We start from the raw sequence: 16,940 nt of genomic DNA on the forward strand, positions 1-16,940 counted from the left end.
GAGGCAGACACCAGACGCCTTTCCGCCCGCCGGGTACGCCGGTCGTGCCTGGTCACGTTCCGAACTGCGCGGGACGGTCCGGCGATGCCGTCGGCCCGGTCCCGGCGCCGCTCGGGCATCCGTTCATGTCGGGGCGGTCGGCGCGGTTGCCGCTGCTGGTCGGGTAGGCTATAAAGGCCCGCTTTCCCGGGCCCCGGGGGAAACAAGGAAGAGCGTTTCGTGGCTGCTAAAAAACCTGCAAAAAAGGCCGTCAAGGTCGCCAAGAAAACCGCCAAACCTGCAGTCAAGAAGGCGGCGCCGAAGCCGGTGGTCAAGAAACCGGTAGCCAAGGCCGCCAAGCCGGCTGCGAAGAAGGCGCCTGCGAAGAAGGTGGTGGCCAAGAAGGCCCCGGCCAGGCAGGCGCCCCCCGCCAAGAAGACGGTGGCCAAGAAGGCCGCGGTCAAGAAGGCGCCCGTCAAGAAGGTTGCCGCCAGCAAGGCGCCGGCAAAGAAGGTGGCCGCTCCGGTGGCCAAGGTGGCGAAGGCCGCCAAGCCTGCCAAGCCGGTGGTCAAAAAGGCAGCCGGGAATACTGCCGCCAAGGCTTCCAAGTCCCCGGTCAGCAAACCCGTCGTCAAGTCCGTACCGAAACCGGCCGCCAAGCCGGTTCCGGCCAAGCCTGTCCCGGCCTCAGTCGCCAAGACGGTTCCAGCCCCGGCCCCCGCGCCGGCGGCCAAGGCACCGGCTCCGTCGACCAAGGCCCCGCAATCCAAGAATCCCGTGCCTGTTTCGAAATCCCCCGCAAAGACCGCCGTCAAGTCCGCAGCACCCGCCGCCGTCCGCCCGGTCGGCAAGGTCGCCGTTGCCGTAACCGCACGCTCGGCCGCCCCGGCGCCGCGCAGCAAGCACAAGGTGGTCGAGTACAAGACCGACGAGGCGACCGGCCGCCCGATCCTGCCCGCCGGCTACAAGCCCACGTCGGACGAGGAGTACATGAGCCCGCTGCAGCAGGAGTACTTCCGCCAGCGCCTGCAGGACTGGCGCGCCGACCTGGTCGAGGAATCCAAGCAGACCATCGAGAACCTGCGCGAGGAAGTGCGCGACATCGGCGACGAAGCCGAACGCGCGACCCGCGAGACCGAAAATTCGCTGGAACTGCGCACCCGCGACCGCTACCGCAAGCTCATCGGCAAGATCGACAGCACGCTCAAGCGCCTGGAGTCCGGCGACTACGGCTACTGCGTGGACACCGGCGAGGAGATCGGCCTGGAGCGCCTGGAAGCGCGCCTTACCGCCGAGCGCACCATCGATGCGCAGGAGCGCTGGGAGCACCTGCAGAAGCAGCAGGGCGACTGATTCCAGACGCATCGCTGACCACATCAGCCCCGCGCCCTGCGCGGGGTTTTTTGTGCGGCCGATTCAGCCGGTTTTGCGTGGAGGTCTCGTCGCGCCTTCAATCGGCGGCCGCTTGACCTTCAACGCCGCTTCAAGGTTAGGGTTCGCTTTCAATGAGGTTCCGCCCATGTCCCGACGCATCCTGCACGTAGTCAGCAACGTCGCCCGCTATGGCGACGGCAACGAGCCGACCGGCCTGTGGCTGTCGGAACTGACCCATGCCTGGCAGGTGTTCGCCGAGCAGGGGTATGAGCAGCGGCTGGTGAGCCCGGCCGGCGGCGCTTCGCCGCTGGAGCCGCGGTCGCTGAGGTGGCCGCACTTCGACGCCACCGCGAAGGCGTGGCTGGCCGATCCGGCGAGCATGGCGCTGCTGTCCACGACCGCGCGGCCAGAAGCCATCGACGCGGCGGATTTCGATGCGCTCTATTTCACCGGTGGGCACGCGGTCATGTGGGATTTCCCGGACGCGCAGGAACTGCAGCGCATCACGCGGGACGTCTTCGAGCGTGGTGGCGTCGTTTCGTCGGTGTGCCACGGGTACTGCGGCCTGCTGAACACGCATCTGTCCGACGGTTCCCTGCTGGTCGCGGGCCGTCGGCTCACCGGCTTTTCCTGGCGGGAGGAGGTGCTGGCCGGCGTCGCCCGCAAGGTGCCGTACAACGCCGAGGAGGAAATGAGGAAGCGCGGCGCGCATTACGAAAAGGCATGGCTGCCGTTCGTCCCCAAGGTGGTGGTCGATGGCCGTCTGGTGACCGGCCAGAACCCGCAGTCGGCCAGGGCGACCGCCGAACGGGTAGTGGCGTTGCTTGGCTGAGGGAGGCTAGCGGGGGGCTGGCCCACGAGCGGCTCCGGATCGACGGGCGGTCGTGGTGCCTGTTTCCGCCAGGCGCATGCCCGACAACACTCGCCGCGCATTGGCCTCACAGCTCATGTCCTGCGGCTTCGTCTCGATCTGGCCGATCAGCTCGACCAGTTGCGCTCTGCTCTGCGCCAGTTGCGCCTGCAGCGCCTCGATGTCGGCCACCCTGCGGCGCAGCGCGTCGAGCACGGTGCCGTGTTCCCATCGCGCCGGGTCGCTTGGCAACAGCGTGCGCAGTTCGTCCAGGCTGAAGCCCGCTCGCTGCGCGGTCGCGATCAGCTGCAGCGCCAACACCGCCTCCTCGGGATAGCGGCGGTAGCCGTTGGCCTGGCGTTCGACCGCCTTCAGCAGGCCGATGCGTTCATAGAAGCGGATGCGCGACGGAGCCAGGCCGGTGCGCTCGGCGAGTTCCCCGATCTTCATGCGGGCGATGCTCCAGGGCAGGGGGATTTGACCTTGAACTCTACTTCAAGGTTAGCCTCATGCCGCTATTGCAACGCGGCTCATCGAGGAGGATCAATGCAGACGATATTGGGTGCCAATGGCCAGATCGCCGTGGAACTGGCACGGGAGCTGCGGCGCGGCTTCACCGACGAACTGCGGCTGGTGAGCCGCCATCCGCGCAGGGTGAACGACGACGACACGACCGTGGCTGCCGATCTCCTCGACGCGGCGCAAACCGCCGCCGCGGTCAAGGGCAGCAGCGTCGTCTACTTCACGGCGGGCCTGCCGCCGGACACGGCGCTTTGGGAACGGCAGTTCCCGGCGATGCTGAGGAATGCCCTGGATGCGAGCCGGGCCGCGGGCGCCCGCTTCGCCTACTTCGACAACACCTACATGTACCCGCAGGACGATGGTCTGCAGACCGAGGCGACGCCGTTCGCGCCGGTCGGACGCAAGGGCAGGGTGCGCGCGGCGATGGCGTCGATGCTGCTCGAGGAGATGGCGCGCGCCGACATGCCCGTGCTCATTGCCCGCGCGCCGGAGTTCTACGGTCCCGGCAGGACGCAGAGCTTCACCAACGCGCTGGTCATCGACAGGCTCAAGGCCGGCAGGGCGCCGCGCGTGCCGGTACGCGACGACAGGCTGCGTACCCTGATCTGGACGCCCGATGCGAGCCGGGCGCTGGCGGCTCTGGGCAATGCGCCGGACGCCTACGGGCAGACCTGGCATCTGCCCTGCTGCGACGACCGGCCGACCTACGGGCAGTTCGCCGACATGGCCTGCGAGATCTTCGGCCGGAAGCCGTCCCATGGCGTCATCGGCAAGTGGGCTCTGATCGCTGCCGGCCTTGTTTCACCACGGGTGCGCGAGCTGCGGGAACTGCTGCCGCGCTACGAGCACGACAACCTCTTCGACTCCACGAAGTTCAAGCGCCGCTTCCCGGAATTCGCGGTGACCTCCTACCGCGAGGGGCTGGAACTGATCCGGCGCGAATCCATGGGCCGGTAGCGTGGCGTCCATGGCCGCGGCTTGCGGAGCAGGCCGGCGTTCGCCTGGCCGGGCACGGGCGTGAGACGCAGGGAACGTCGCAGCCGCTGCGAGGCGGGCGGCCTAGACTTGGCATCCCTCGTGCCCGCCCGCCGTGAACATGCCTCAACGCCTGCCCTATCGCCTCGGTTGCCCGGCCTGGAACGAGCCGGCCTGGCGCGGCGGCTTCTACCCGGCCGATCTTCGGCAGGGCGAGAGCCTGAGCCACTACGTGCGCACCTTCAACGCGGTGGAGGGCAACACCACCTTCCATGCGCGGCCGTCGGCCGCGACGGTGCAGCGCTGGGCTGCGGCGATGCCGGAAGACTTCCGCTTCTGCGCCAAGCTGCCGCGCGACATCAGCCACGAAGGTGACCTGCGCGAGCGCCTGCCGGCCACCACGGATTTCCTTGCGTTGCTGGCGCCGCTCGGGGCCCGTGTCGCGCCGGTGTGGCTGCAGCTGCCGGCGGCCTTCGGCCCCGAACGGCTGGACGAACTGGAGGCGTGGCTGGAGCACCTCGCCGGCCGCGACGTGGCCGTGAAGGTGCGCCATCCGGCGTTCTTCGCCCGCGGCGCGGAGGAGCGCGCGCTCAACCGCCTGCTGCACGCGCGCGGCGTGGAGCGCATCTGCCTGGATTCGCGCGCGCTGTTCGCCTGCACCGCCGATGACCCGGCCGTGCAGCACGCGCAGTCGAAGAAGCCGCGCCTGCCGGTGCGGGCAGCAGCCTTCAGCGACAGCCCGCAGGTCCGTTTCATCGGCGGGCCGGACCTGGAGGCGAACCAGGCATGGCTGCTGCCGTGGGTCGAGCGCGTTGCCGGCTGGATCGAACGGGGACACACGCCGTACGTGTTCCTGCATACCCCCGACAACCGCCTCGCCGCCGAACAGGCGCTGCGTTTCCACGCGCTGCTGCGCGCGCGCCTGCCGGGGTTGCCGGAACTGCGCGCGCCGGTGGCCGATGCGCCGCAGCCCGGACTGTTCTGATCTATTGCAGGTCGCGCAGGTTCAACCGCCGCAGCGTCGGGTTCTTCCATGCGGTGACGGCGGCCACGCCCAGCACCGCGCAGCCGCCGACCACCACCGCGGACACCAGGCCGAGCAGTCGCGCCATGGTGCCGGCGTAGAACGCGCCCAGTTCGTTGGACGAACTGATGAAGATGCCGTTGATGGACGACACCCGGCCGCGCATCTCGTCGGGCGTGGCCAGCTGCAGGATGGTCGAGCGCACCACCACCGACACGCCGTCGAAGGCGCCGTAGAACAGCAGGATCGCCGCCGACAGCCAGAAGCTGCGCGACAGGCCGAAGCCGATCACGCACAGGCCGAAGCCGGCCACCACGTACAGCAGCACGCGGCCGGCGTTGCGGTGCAGCGGGTGGCGGGCCAGCCACAGGCCCACGCATACCGAGCCCAGCGCCGGCGCCGCGCGCAGGATGCCCAGGCCTTCCGGGCCGTAATGCAGGATTTCCTGGATGAAGGCCGGCAACATCGCCACCACGCCGCCGAGCAGTACCGAGAACATGTCCAGCGCCATCGCGCCGAGCATCACCGGCGTGGACAGCACGAAGCGCGCGCCCTCTGCGATGCTGGCGAAGATCGGCGCGCGGGTCTGCGGTGGCGGCGCTTCCTGCACCCGCAGCATGGCCAGCGCGAGCACGGCCAGCAGCGCCATCGACGCGGCCACGCCATAGGCCAGGCCCTTGCCGCCCCAGCCGACCAGCACGCCGCCCAGCGCCGGGCCCAGCACCATGCCGGCCTGGAACACCACGCTGCCGAAGCCGGCGCCGCGCGCGTACTGCCCGCGCGCCAGCACGCGCGCGAACAGCGCGTTGTAGATCGGCGACAGGAAGGCGCGGACCATGCCGGTCAGCGCGATGGCCAGGTAGATCGGCCACACGCCCTGGAACGGCAGCCCGCCCAGCGCGACCGCGCAGAGGATGGCGGCGGTGGCGACCAGCCCGAGGCTGGCGACCATGCCCAGCCGGCGCCGCGGCAGGTGGTCCACCAGGTAGCCGGCGAACGGTGCCACGCAGAAGTAGGGCAGCACCTCGGCCAGGCCGATCAGGCCCAGCGAGAACGGATTGCGGGTGATCTCGTAGATGTGCCAGCCGACCGTGACCGCGACGATCTGGTAGGACAGCATCGCGGTGATGCGGTAGGCCAGCAGTTGCACGAAGCCGGCCTGGCGAAGCAGCGCGCCCAGGCCCGCATCGGCGGCGCCGGCGCTCACTGCGGCTGCGACCGCGCGGTGTCGCGGATGAAGGACAGCATCGCCGCCAGCCCGTTGCTGCGGGTGGGCGAAAGGTGCCGGGCCAGGCCGATGGCGGCCACGTAGTCCGGCTCGGTGGCCAGGATCTCGGCGGCGGAACGGCCCGAATAGACGCGCAGCGCCAGGTAGATCAGCCCCGAGACGATGGCCGAATCGCTGATGGCATGGAACACCAGCCGCCCGGCATTGCCCTCCGGCACGATCCACACCATCGACTGGCAGCCGTGCAGGCGGTGCTCTTCGGTCTTCCACTCATCCGGGAAGGCCGGCAGCTTGCGGCCCAGGTCGATCAGGTACTGGTAGCGTTCGGACCAGTCGCCGAAGAAGGAGAATTCGTCGGCGATCGCGGCCTGCGCTTCGGCGGCGGTGGCTTCGAGGGGGAAGGGGGAGTCGGTCATTTTGTGTCTTGTGTTGTTGTCGCATGCCCCTCTCCCTCCGGGAGAGGGGTTGGGGTGAGGAGGGTACAGGCCGGAGCCCGCACGTCTCGGCGGGCGTCAGCCGCGCTTCCAGCGCACGCCCTGGGGCGTATCTTCCAGCACGATGTTCTCGGCGGCCAGCTGGTCGCGGATGGCATCGGCGCGGGCGAAATCGCGTGCCTGCTTGGCGGCGATGCGCTCGTCGATCAGCGCCTGGATGCGGGCATCGTCGCCGGCGTCCGCGCCGCGGCCGAACCACGCCGCCGGCGCCTGCTGCAGCAGCCCCAGCGCCAAGCCCGCGCCCAGCAGTTCGCCCTTCATTGCGCATAGGGCATCTATGCCTGAATCCCCTTCCAGCCACTCATCAATTGCAGACTTCAGCCAAGCCGCATTTTCAACTGCAGAGGCACCCCCACCTGTGGGGATGTTGACGCTGAATTTATTCAAAAAACTAATCTGGATCTGCAAGTCGGCCTCGGAGAGCTCAGAACCAAGGGCAGCTCTTACTTCCTTGGCCTTGGAAACCGCCTGTAGTTGCTTGCGCGCCTCGCCGGCGATGCGCGCCACTTCGGCCAGCGCCAGCGGCGTATTGAGGTCGTCCTCCAGCGCCGTTTCCACCGCGGCCGGAATGGCCGCTTCGGCCGGGATGTCGCCCAGGTCGCGCAGGGTGCCGTAGAGCCGATCCAGGGTGCGCACCGACTGCTCGATCAACGCGTCGGACCAGTCCAGCGGCTGCCGGTAGTGGGCCGACATCAGCGCGTAGCGCAGGGCTTCGGGCGGATGCTGGCGCACCAGGTCGTGCACGCGCTCGATGTTGCCCAGCGACTTGCTCATCTTGGCGCCGCCGAAGTTGAGCATGCCGTTGTGCAGCCAGAAGCGGGCGAAGGTGCGCCCGCCGTGGGCGCATTCGCTCTGCGCGATTTCGTTCTCGTGGTGCGGGAACTGCAGGTCCACGCCGCCGGCATGGATGTCGATGGTGTCGCCCAGGTGGGCGGCGGCCATCGCCGAGCATTCGATGTGCCAGCCCGGACGGCCGCGGCCCCACGGCGATTCCCAGCCGGGCAGGTCGTCGCTGGACGGCTTCCACAGCACGAAATCGCCTGCGTCGCGCTTGTACGGGGCGACCTCGACGCGGGCGCCGGCCAGCATTTCGTCCGGGTCGCGGCGCGAGAGCTTGCCATAATCCTTGTAGCTGCCGACCGAGAACAGCACGTGGCCTTCGGCCGCGTAGGCGTGGCCGCTGGCGACGAGGCCCTCGATCATGGCGATGATGTGCGGGATATGGGCGGTGGCTTCCGGCTCGATGTCCGGCGGCGCCACGCCCAGCGCGGCCATGTCTTCCCGGTAGGCGGCGGCGAAGCGGTCGGTGATGGCCGAGATCGGCACCCCCTGCTCGCGGGCGGCGGCGTTGATCTTGTCGTCCACGTCGGTGATGTTGCGCGCGTAGCGCAGCGCGCCGAAGCGCCGCCGCAGCAGGCCGGCGAGCACGCCGAACACCACCGGGCCGCGGGCGTTGCCGATGTGCACGTAGTTGTAGACGGTGGGACCGCACACGTACATGGTCGGGGCGGCGGGGTCCAGCGGGGCGAACGGCTCCAGCTGCCGCGTCAGGGTGTTGTACAGGTGCAGGGCCATGGGTGCCGTGGAGTGGGGGGCGGAAACAGAACGTCCAATTCTAGCGGGCCGGAGCAGGGCGGGCACGCCCGGGCTGGGCAGCGGGACGGCGGACGGGTAATGTTCAGCCTCCGTCCTTCGTGCTGCCTACACTATATCGGTGATTATCCGTCGCCCATTCCCGTTGAAGTGTCGATGAAGCGCGCTCCCGTGTCGCTGTCCGTGGCCTGTCTGCTGGCCGCCTCCGCCGTGCCGGCCGGCGCGCAGCAGAATCCCGATCTGCGCAATCGCGTGGCCGTCGTGGAGAACGTGCGCTACGACTATGCGCAGGTGCTCAACGTGGAGCCGGTGTTCCAGACCCTGCGCGCGACCCGTACCGAGGAACACTGCGAGCCGGTGTCCACGCTCACCCTGGCGCCGGTGGAGGTCAAGGGCGAGGAGGAGAAGGGCGGCTTCCGCCGATTCTGGGATTCGGTGAAGGGCATCTTCAGCCACCAGGGCGGCGAGGAGGAGGACACGGACGTGGAGCGGCGCCCGGGCAGCGGCGGCAACGGCGCGATGCTCACGCCCGAATGCCGCATCGTCGAGGTCGGCCGCGAGTTCCGCCGGCCCATCGCCTACGACGTGGACTATGTCTACAAGGGCGTCAAGTTCCGTTCGCGCCTGCCCGAAGACCCGGGCAACCGGCTGAAGCTGCGGGTGTCGATCACCCCGGAACTCGGCACCGGCCTGGAGCCGGGACCGGCCGATCCGTGATGCTGCATCGCGGCACTTGCGTGGTGCCGGGACGCGTGCGACCATGCGCGGCGATGAAGGCGAACAGCTTCCAGCACGAAACCAGTACCGCCCGGATGGCCTCCGGCATGACCTCGCGTGCCCGCCGACCGGAATCCCACATATTCGCTGGGTAAACCGGAGCTTCGTGCTGTCTGTTCGGAAAACCCAGCCCAGGCTGGGTTTTTTCGTTTCTGTTCCGCGAAAGTTTCAACCGCAATGAATCGCGCATCCGCGCATCCTGCCGCCGGCAACGGTGGCCCCCGCAGCAGAGGATGGATCGATCGATGTCTGTGAAGCACTTCTTGAACACCCAGGACTGGAGCCGCGACGAGCTCGACGCGCTGCTGACCCAGGCCGCGCTGTTCAAGCGCAACAAGCTGGGCGACGACCTCAAGGGCAGGTCCATCGCGCTGGTATTCTTCAATCCCTCCATGCGCACCCGCACCAGCTTCGAGCTGGGCGCGTTCCAGCTCGGCGGCCACGCCATCGTGCTGCAGCCGGGCAAGGATGCATGGCCGATCGAGTTCGACCTGGGCACGGTGATGGACGGCGACACCGAGGAGCACATCGCCGAAGTGGCGAAGGTGCTGGGCCGCTACGTGGACCTGATCGGCGTGCGCGCCTTCCCGAAGTTCGTGGACTGGCAGTACGACCGCCAGGACATCGTGCTCAAGGCGTTCGCGAAATATTCGCCGGTGCCGGTGATCAACATGGAGACCATCACCCATCCCTGCCAGGAGCTGGCCCACGCGCTGGCGCTGCAGGAGCATTTCGGCACCAGCGACCTGCGCGGCAAGAAGTACGTGCTGACCTGGACCTACCATCCCAGGCCGCTGAACACCGCCGTGGCCAACTCGGCGCTGACCATCGCCACCCGCCTGGGCATGGACGTGACCCTGCTGTGCCCGAACGAGCAGTACATCCTCGATGAGCGCTACATGGGCTGGGCCGAGCAGAACGTGGCCGAGAGCGGTGGTTCGCTGACGGTCAGCCACGATATCCAGAGCGCCTACCGCGGCGCCGACGTGGTCTACGCCAAGAGCTGGGGCGCGCTGCCGTACTTCGGCAACTGGGCGCCGGAAAAGCCGATCCGCGACCAGTACAAGCACTTCATCGTCGACGAGGCCAAGATGGCGCTGACCAACAACGGCGTGTTCTCGCACTGCCTGCCGCTGCGCCGCAACGTCAAGGCCACCGACGGCGTGATGGATTCGCCGCAGTGCATCGCCATCGACGAGGCCGAGAACCGCCTGCACGTGCAGAAGGCGATCATGGCCGCGCTGGTCCGCTGATCCCTCCCGCCGCTTTCCCTTCCCCGATCCCCCAACGGCGGCCGCCGTGCCGTCCAACGAGACCCCGCACATGACCACCCCCAACGACTCCCGCGACATCGTCCTGGCCTTCTCCGGCGGCCTGGACACCAGCTTCTGCGTGCCCTACCTGCAGGAGCGCGGCTGGAACGTGCACACCGTGTTCGCCGACACCGGCGGCGTGGACGCCGAGGAGCGCGAGACCATCGAGAAGCGCGCCGCCGAGCTGGGCGTGAGCAGCCATGTCACCATCGATGGCGGCCCGGCGATCTGGGCGGGCTTCGTCAAGCCGTTCGTGTGGGCCGGCGAGGGCTACCAAGGCCAGTACCCGCTGCTGGTGTCCGACCGCTACCTGATCGTCGACGCCGCCCTCAGGCGCGCCGCCGAACTGGGCACCAACGCCATCGCCCACGGCTGCACCGGCATGGGCAACGACCAGGTGCGCTTCGACCTGGCGGTGAAGGCGCAGGGCGATTACCGCATCCTGGCGCCGATCCGCGAGATCCAGAAGGAGCACACCCAGACCCGCGCCTACGAGCAGGCCTACCTGGAGGAGCGCGGCTTCGGCGTGCGCGCCAAGCAGAAGGCGTACACCATCAACGAGAACCTGCTGGGTGTGACCATGTCCGGTGGCGAGATCGACAAGTGGGAAGCCCCGGGCGAGGGCGCGCGCGGCTGGTGCGCGCCGCGCAGCGCGTGGCCGATCGAGCCGCTGACCGTTACCCTGAAATTCGTCGAGGGCGAGGCGGTGGAACTGGACGGCAAGGCGCTGCCGGGCGAGCAGATCCTGGGCAAGCTCAACAAGCTGTTCGCCCCGTACGGCGTCGGCCGCGGCGTGTACACCGGCGACACCGTGATCGGCCTGAAGGGCCGCATCGTGTTCGAGGCGCCGGGCCTGACCGCGCTGCTGGCCGCGCACCGCGCGCTGGAGGACGCGGTGCTGACCAAGCAGCAGAACCGCTTCAAGCCTGACGTGGCGCGCAAGTGGGTGGAGCTGGTCTACGAAGGCTTCTACCACGACCCGCTGAAAACCGACCTGGAAGCCTTCCTGCAGTCCTCGCAGGGCAAGGTCAACGGCGAGGTGGTGCTGGAGACCCGCGGCGCCCGCGTCGACGCGGTGGCGGTGAAGTCCCCGCACATCCTCAACGCCAAGGGCGCGACCTACGCGCAGTCGGCCGACTGGGGCGTGGAGGAGGCCGAGGGCTTCATCAAGCTGTTCGGCATGAGCTCCACGCTGTACGCGCAGGTGAATCGCTGAGGCTTTCAAAGCCCCTCTCCCTGCGGGAGAGGGGTTGGGGAGAGGGTACGGGCGAAGTCCTCGCGATGTTCACTGCACGGGGCTTTGCCCGAACCCTCATCCGCCCCTACGGGGCACCTTCTCCCGGAGGGAGAAGGGCTTTCCTGCCGCCTGACCCACTATCAATGACCGAACTCCTCGACAACACTCTCGCGCACCTGGAAAAGCTGGTGTCCTTCGACACCCGCAACCCGCCGCGCGCGATCACCACCGGCGGCATCTTCGACTACCTGCGTGCCAACCTGCCCGGGTTCGAGGTCGAGGTGATCGACCACGGCGCGGGCGCGGTCAGCCTGTACGCGGTGCGCGGCACGCCGAAGTACCTGTTCAACGTGCACCTGGACACGGTGCCGGATTCGCCGCACTGGAGCGCCGATCCGCACGCGATGCGGCGCCTGGACGACCGCGTGGTCGGGCTGGGCGTGTGCGACATCAAAGGCGCCGCCGCGGCGTTGGTGGCTGCGGCCAACCTCACCGATGGCGACGCGGCCTTCCTCTTCTCCTCGGACGAGGAAGCCAACGACCCGCGCTGCATCGCCGCCTTCCTGGCCCGCGGCATTCCCTATGAAGCGGTGCTGGTGGCCGAGCCGACGATGAGCGAGGCGGTGCTGGCGCACCGCGGCATCAGTTCGGTGCTGATGAAGTTCAGCGGCCGCGCCGGCCATGCGTCCGGCAGGCAGGACGCGGCGGCCAGCGCGCTGCACCAGGCCATGCGCTGGGGTGGCCGCGCGCTGGATCATGTCGAGTCGCTGGCGCATGCGCGTTTCGGCGGCCTGACCGGGCTGCGCTTCAACATCGGCCGCGTCGAGGGCGGGATCAAGGCCAACATGATCGCGCCCGAGGCCGAGCTGCGTTTCGGCTTCCGCCCGCTGCCGTCGATGGACATCGACCAGCTGCTGGCGACCTTCGCCGGTTTCGCCGAACCGGCCGCCGCGCACTTCGAGGAAACCTTCCGTGGCCCGAGCTTGCCGTCAGGCGACATCGCGCGCGCGGAGGAACGCCGCCTGGCCGCGCGCGACATCGCCGACGAGCTGGGCCTGCCGATCGGCAACGCGGTCGATTTCTGGACCGAGGCCTCGCTGTTCTCCGCCGCCGGTTACACCACGATGGTCTACGGCCCCGGCGACATCGCCCAGGCCCATACCGCCGACGAGTTCGTGACGCTGGAGCAGCTGCAGCGCTACGCCGACTCGGTGCTCAAGATCCTGCAGCGCGGCGCCTGAGCGCCGCGTTCCTCCTTTACGACAGACGAACCCCCACGCCATGCAACCCCACCGCCAGACCCGCCAGACCATCGTGCGCCTGCTTTCGAGCATGGCCAGCGCGAAGGAGATCAGCCAGTACCTCAAGCGCTTCTCGCAGCTGGACGCCAAGCGCTTCGCCGTGGTCAAGGTCGGCGGCGCGGTGCTGCGCGACGACCTGGACGCGCTGACCTCCTCGCTGTCGTTCCTGCAGGAGGTCGGCCTGACCCCGATCGTGCTGCACGGCGCCGGCCCGCAGCTGGATGCCGAGCTGTCGGCGGCCGGCATCGAGAAGCGCACCGTCAACGGCCTGCGCGTGACCACGCCGGAGGCGCTGGCGATCGTGCGCAAGGTGTTCCAGCAGTCCAACCTGCAGCTGGTCGAGGCACTGCAGCAGAACGGCGCGCGCGCCACCTCGATCACCGGCGGCGTGTTCGAGGCCGAATACCTCGACCAGAGCGTCTACGGGCTGGTCGGCGAGGTGAAGCGGGTCAACCTGGCGCCGATCGAGGCCAGCCTGCGCGCCGGCTCGATCCCGGTCATCACCTCGCTGGGCGAAACCCCGAGCGGGCAGATCCTCAACGTCAACGCCGATTTCGCCGCCAACGAGCTGGTGCAGGAGCTGCAGCCTTACAAGATCATCTTCCTCACCGGCACCGGCGGCCTGCTCGATGCCGAGGGCAAACTGATCGATTCGATCAACCTGTCCACCGAATACGAGCACCTGATCCAGCAGCCGTGGCTGCACGGCGGCATGAAGGTCAAGATCGAGCAGATCAAGGACCTGCTGGACCGGCTGCCGGAGGAATCCTCGGTATCGATCACGCGCCCGGCCGACCTGGCCAAGGAACTGTTCACCCACAAGGGTTCGGGCACCCTGGTCCGCCGCGGCGAGAAGGTGCTCAGGGCGACGTCGTGGGAGCAGCTGGACACCGCGCGGCTGAAGGCGCTGATCGAATCCAGCTTCGGCCGCCAGCTGGTGCCGGACTATTTCGAGAAGACCAAGCTGCTGCGCGCCTACGTCAGCGAGAACTACCGCACCGCGGTGATCCTCACCGACGAGGCCGAGGGCGTGTACCTGGACAAGTTCGCCGTGCTCGACGACGCGCAGGGCGAAGGCCTGGGGCGCGCGGTGTGGAACGTGATGCTGGAAGAAACTCCGCAGCTGTTCTGGCGCTCGCGCAACGGCAACCCGGTCAACCATTTCTATTACGCCGAGTCCGACGGCTGCTACAAGCTGGATCACTGGAAGGTGTTCTGGTTCGGCGCCAGCGACTTCGAGCGCATCCGCGGCTTCGTCGAGCACTGCGGCAGGCGCCAGGCCAGCCTGCAGGGATGAGGCCATGAACGAACCCTCGGCCAACGCCCGCTGGAACACCGTGCCGGAACTGCGCGGCGCGCATGTCGCGCTGGAACCGCTGCGCATCGAACACGTGCCCGCGCTGCGGCAGGCGCTGGGCGAGGGCGAGCTGTCGCGCCTGTGGTACGCCAACGTGCCGGCGCCGGACGCGGTGGAGCGTTACGTCGCGGCGGCGCTGGACGCGCAGGTGCGCGGCGAGGCGCTGCCGTTCGCGGTCAGGGACGCCGCCGGCGAGGTGGTGGGCTGCACGCGCTATTACGCGCTGGATGCGGGCGTGCCGCGGCTGAACATCGGCTACACCTGGTACCACCGCCGGGTGCAGCGCACCGGCGTTAACACCGAAGCCAAGCTGCTGTTGCTGCGCCACGCCTTCGAGGCGATGGGCTGTATCGCCATCGGCTTCGAGACCAGCTGGTTCAACCACGCCTCGCGCGCGGCCATCGCACGGCTCGGCGCGAAGCAGGACGGCGTGCTGCGCAACCACAAGCGCCACGCCGACGGCACGCCGCGCGATACCGTGGTGTTCTCCATCCTCGACAGCGAATGGCCGGCGGTACGCAGCCATCTGCAGTCCCTACTGGATTCGCATTCATGACCGACAGGAAATTCTCGCTGGGCATCGTCGGTGCCCGCGGCCACACCGGCGCCGAGCTGGTCCGGCTGATCGCCGCGCACCCGCGCATCGAGCTGGCCTTCGTCTCCTCGCGCGAGCTGGACGGCCAGCGCGTGGCCGACCACAACAGCGCCTACAACGGCGAGCTGCGCTACGAAAGCCTCGACCCGCAGGCCGTGGCCGCCAAGGGCGCCGACGCGGTGATCCTGGCCCTGCCCAACGGCAAGGCGGAAGCCTTCGTCGCCGCGCTGGACGCGGCCAGGCCCGGGACGGTGATCGTGGATCTCTCGGCCGACTATCGTTTCGACAACACCTGGTATTACGGCCTGCCGGAACTGACCCGCGATGCCTACGCCGGGCAGAAGCGCATCAGCAACCCGGGCTGCTACGCCACCGCCATGCAACTGGCGATCACGCCGCTGCTACCGCAGCTGGCCGGGCCGCCGGCCTGTTTCGGCGTGTCGGGCTATTCCGGCGCGGGCACCACGCCGTCGGACAAGAACAACACCGAGCTGCTGCGCGACAACCTGATGCCGTACGCGCTGACCAACCACGTGCACGAGCGCGAGGTGTCCACGCGGCTCGGCGTGCCGGTGGAGTTCATGCCGCATGTCGCGCCGCACTTCCGCGGCATCAGCATGACCGTGAACCTGTGGCTGCAGCAGCCGCTCCAGCGCGAGGAGGTGATGGCGCTGTACCAGCGGCGCTACGCCGGCGAGCCGCTGGTGGAGGTGGTGGACGAGGCGCCGTGGGTCAGCCGCATCGCCGGCCGCCACGGCGTGCAGATCGGCGGCTTCACCCTGGCCCCGGGCAACAAGCGCGTGGTGGTGGTGGCGACCATCGACAACCTGCTCAAGGGCGCGGCCACGCAGGCGCTGCAGAACCTCAACCTCGCGCTGGGGCTGCCCGAACTGACCGCTATTGAAATGGCGGGACCCGGGACTGGGGACCGGGGACCCGGGAAAGGCGCTGAGTCCGCATGATGCTTTTGCTTTCCCGGGTCCCCAGTCCCGGGTCCCCGGTCCCGAAGAAGGAAGCACTATGACCAACCTGTTGTGGCAGAAACCCGGCGTCGCGGTGGACGCGAAGATCCAGGCCTTCCTCGCCGGCGACGACGTGATCCTGGACCGCGAGTTCTTCCTGCACGACATCCAGGCCAGCACCGCGCATGCCGAAGGCCTGCAGCACATCGGCATCCTGTCGGCCGACGAGCTGGCCGCGCTCAAGCGCGAACTGGCGCTGCTGGCCGACGATTTCCGCAGCGGCGCCTTCGTGCTGGACGAGCGGTACGAGGATTGCCATTCGGCCATCGAGGCGCGCCTGACCGAGCGCCTGGGCGATGCCGGCCGCAAGATCCACACCGGCCGCAGCCGCAACGACCAGATCCTGGTCGCCACGCGCCTGTGGCTGAAGGAAAAGCTGGCGCGCGTGGCGCAGATCAGCCGCGAGGTGGCGAAGGTGGCGCTGGACCGCGCCACCGCCGAACAGCAGCAGCCGCTGCCCGGTTACACCCACATCCAGCGCGCCGTGGTGTCCTCGGCGGGCATGTGGTGGGCGGGCTGGGCCGAGGCCTTCATCGACAATGCGGTGCGCGCGGCCGATACGCGCCGGCTGATCGACTGCAACCCGCTGGGTACGGCCGCCGGCTACGGCGTCAACCTGCCGCTGGACCGCGAACACACCACGCGCGCGTTGGACTTCGCGCGCATGCAGGTCAGCCCGATCTACGCGCAGCTCTCGCGCGGCAAGTTCGAGCTGGCGGCGCTGGAAGCGCTTGGCGGCGCCACCCTGGACCTGCGCCGCATCGCCTGGGACCTGTCGCTGTTCACCACCGGCGAGTTCGCTTTCGTCGCATTGCCGGCGCAGTACACCACCGGCAGCTCGATCATGCCGAACAAGCGCAACCCGGACGTGATCGAACTGATGCGCGCCACCCATGCCAGCGTCGCCGCCGCGCGCACCGAGATCGAGCAGCTGCTGTCGCTGCCGTCCGGCTACCACCGCGACCTGCAAGCCTCCAAGGGCGCCATCTTCCACGGCTTCGGCCGCGGCCTGGCGGCGCTGGAACTGCTGCCGGCGCTGCTGTCCAACCTGGACTGGCGCGACGGCAACATCCGCGCCGCCATCGATTCGGGCATGTACGCCACCGACGTGGCGGTGGACGCGGCCGTGGCCGGCGTGCCGTTCCGCGAAGCCTACAAGGCCGCCGCCGCGGCGGCGGACACGGCCGGGCAGGGACGCACGCCGGAAGGCAGCCTGGCCGCGCGCGTGTCGCCGGGCGCGGCCGCGGATCTGCGGCTGGACGAACTGCAGGCGCGCTGGGCGGCCCTGCAACCGTAGGT

General features: G+C 68.8%; 16 protein-coding genes. 12 read left to right on the forward strand and 4 right to left on the reverse strand.

The features are described from left to right. Window positions 1-219 precede the first annotated feature (219 nt). The gene (gene dksA, locus ABTV91_RS10040) at window positions 220-1,332 is read left to right on the forward strand and encodes an RNA polymerase-binding protein DksA (RefSeq protein ID WP_433851304.1); all 1,113 of its coding nucleotides are present in this window, start codon (window positions 220-222) and stop codon (window positions 1,330-1,332) included. 166 nt (window positions 1,333-1,498) lie between these two features. Next, the gene (locus ABTV91_RS10045; protein ID WP_433851305.1) at window positions 1,499-2,185 is read left to right on the forward strand and encodes a type 1 glutamine amidotransferase domain-containing protein; all 687 of its coding nucleotides are present in this window, start codon (window positions 1,499-1,501) and stop codon (window positions 2,183-2,185) included. A gap of 6 nt (window positions 2,186-2,191) precedes the next feature. On the opposite strand, the gene ABTV91_RS10050 is transcribed toward ABTV91_RS10045, so the two are convergent. Then, window positions 2,192-2,653, reverse strand: a complete 462-nt coding sequence (locus ABTV91_RS10050) for a MerR family transcriptional regulator (RefSeq protein ID WP_433851306.1) — start codon at window positions 2,651-2,653, stop codon at window positions 2,192-2,194. Window positions 2,654-2,749: 96 nt separating this feature from the next. On the opposite strand from ABTV91_RS10050, the gene ABTV91_RS10055 reads away from it, so the two are divergent. After that, window positions 2,750-3,682 (forward strand): NAD-dependent epimerase/dehydratase family protein, encoded by a 933-nt coding sequence (locus tag ABTV91_RS10055; RefSeq protein WP_433851307.1) that lies wholly within the window; start codon window positions 2,750-2,752, stop codon window positions 3,680-3,682. Window positions 3,683-3,821: 139 nt separating this feature from the next. Next, the gene (locus tag ABTV91_RS10060; RefSeq protein ID WP_433851308.1) at window positions 3,822-4,685 is read left to right on the forward strand and encodes a DUF72 domain-containing protein; all 864 of its coding nucleotides are present in this window, start codon (window positions 3,822-3,824) and stop codon (window positions 4,683-4,685) included. Between the two features lies 1 nt (window position 4,686). On the opposite strand, the gene ABTV91_RS10065 is transcribed toward ABTV91_RS10060, so the two are convergent. The 3 genes from ABTV91_RS10065 to cysS form a co-directional block, all read right to left on the reverse strand. After that, window positions 4,687-5,931, reverse strand: a complete 1,245-nt coding sequence (locus tag ABTV91_RS10065; protein ID WP_433851309.1) for an MFS transporter — start codon at window positions 5,929-5,931, stop codon at window positions 4,687-4,689. Next, window positions 5,928-6,368, reverse strand: coding sequence for a SufE family protein (locus ABTV91_RS10070; protein WP_433851310.1), 441 nt, complete (start codon window positions 6,366-6,368; stop codon window positions 5,928-5,930). Before ABTV91_RS10070 ends, ABTV91_RS10065 begins: the two co-directional genes overlap by 4 nt. A gap of 96 nt (window positions 6,369-6,464) precedes the next feature. Further along, complete coding sequence (cysS, locus tag ABTV91_RS10075; protein ID WP_433851311.1) at window positions 6,465-8,021, reverse strand: cysteine--tRNA ligase; 1,557 nt, start codon at window positions 8,019-8,021, stop codon at window positions 6,465-6,467. 174 nt (window positions 8,022-8,195) lie between these two features. Between cysS and ABTV91_RS10080 the strand changes: the two genes are divergently transcribed. From ABTV91_RS10080 to argH, 8 genes are all read left to right on the forward strand, one after another. Beyond that, window positions 8,196-8,756, forward strand: coding sequence for a hypothetical protein (locus tag ABTV91_RS10080; protein WP_433851312.1), 561 nt, complete (start codon window positions 8,196-8,198; stop codon window positions 8,754-8,756). Window positions 8,757-9,061: 305 nt separating this feature from the next. Continuing rightward, the gene (locus tag ABTV91_RS10085; RefSeq protein ID WP_433851313.1) at window positions 9,062-10,069 is read left to right on the forward strand and encodes an N-acetylornithine carbamoyltransferase; all 1,008 of its coding nucleotides are present in this window, start codon (window positions 9,062-9,064) and stop codon (window positions 10,067-10,069) included. A gap of 70 nt (window positions 10,070-10,139) precedes the next feature. Beyond that, the gene (locus ABTV91_RS10090; RefSeq protein ID WP_433851314.1) at window positions 10,140-11,345 is read left to right on the forward strand and encodes an argininosuccinate synthase; all 1,206 of its coding nucleotides are present in this window, start codon (window positions 10,140-10,142) and stop codon (window positions 11,343-11,345) included. Between the two features lie 164 nt (window positions 11,346-11,509). After that, the gene (locus ABTV91_RS10095; RefSeq protein ID WP_433851315.1) at window positions 11,510-12,607 is read left to right on the forward strand and encodes an acetylornithine deacetylase; all 1,098 of its coding nucleotides are present in this window, start codon (window positions 11,510-11,512) and stop codon (window positions 12,605-12,607) included. Between the two features lie 40 nt (window positions 12,608-12,647). Further along, window positions 12,648-13,964 (forward strand): acetylglutamate kinase, encoded by a 1,317-nt coding sequence (locus ABTV91_RS10100; RefSeq protein ID WP_433851316.1) that lies wholly within the window; start codon window positions 12,648-12,650, stop codon window positions 13,962-13,964. A gap of 4 nt (window positions 13,965-13,968) precedes the next feature. After that, a complete protein-coding gene (locus tag ABTV91_RS10105; protein WP_433851317.1) occupies window positions 13,969-14,580 on the forward strand; it encodes a GNAT family N-acetyltransferase in 612 nt (203 codons plus the stop codon). Further along, a complete protein-coding gene (argC, locus tag ABTV91_RS10110) occupies window positions 14,577-15,581 on the forward strand; it encodes an N-acetyl-gamma-glutamyl-phosphate reductase (protein WP_433851318.1) in 1,005 nt (334 codons plus the stop codon). Before ABTV91_RS10105 ends, argC begins: the two co-directional genes overlap by 4 nt. A 58-nt stretch (window positions 15,582-15,639) precedes the next feature. Beyond that, window positions 15,640-16,938, forward strand: coding sequence for an argininosuccinate lyase (argH, locus tag ABTV91_RS10115; protein WP_433851319.1), 1,299 nt, complete (start codon window positions 15,640-15,642; stop codon window positions 16,936-16,938). Window positions 16,939-16,940: the final 2 nt, after the last annotated feature.

The sequence above is a fragment of the Stenotrophomonas nitritireducens genome, from assembly GCF_050984405.1.
In the GTDB taxonomy this organism is placed as follows: domain Bacteria; phylum Pseudomonadota; class Gammaproteobacteria; order Xanthomonadales; family Xanthomonadaceae; genus Stenotrophomonas; species Stenotrophomonas nitritireducens_B.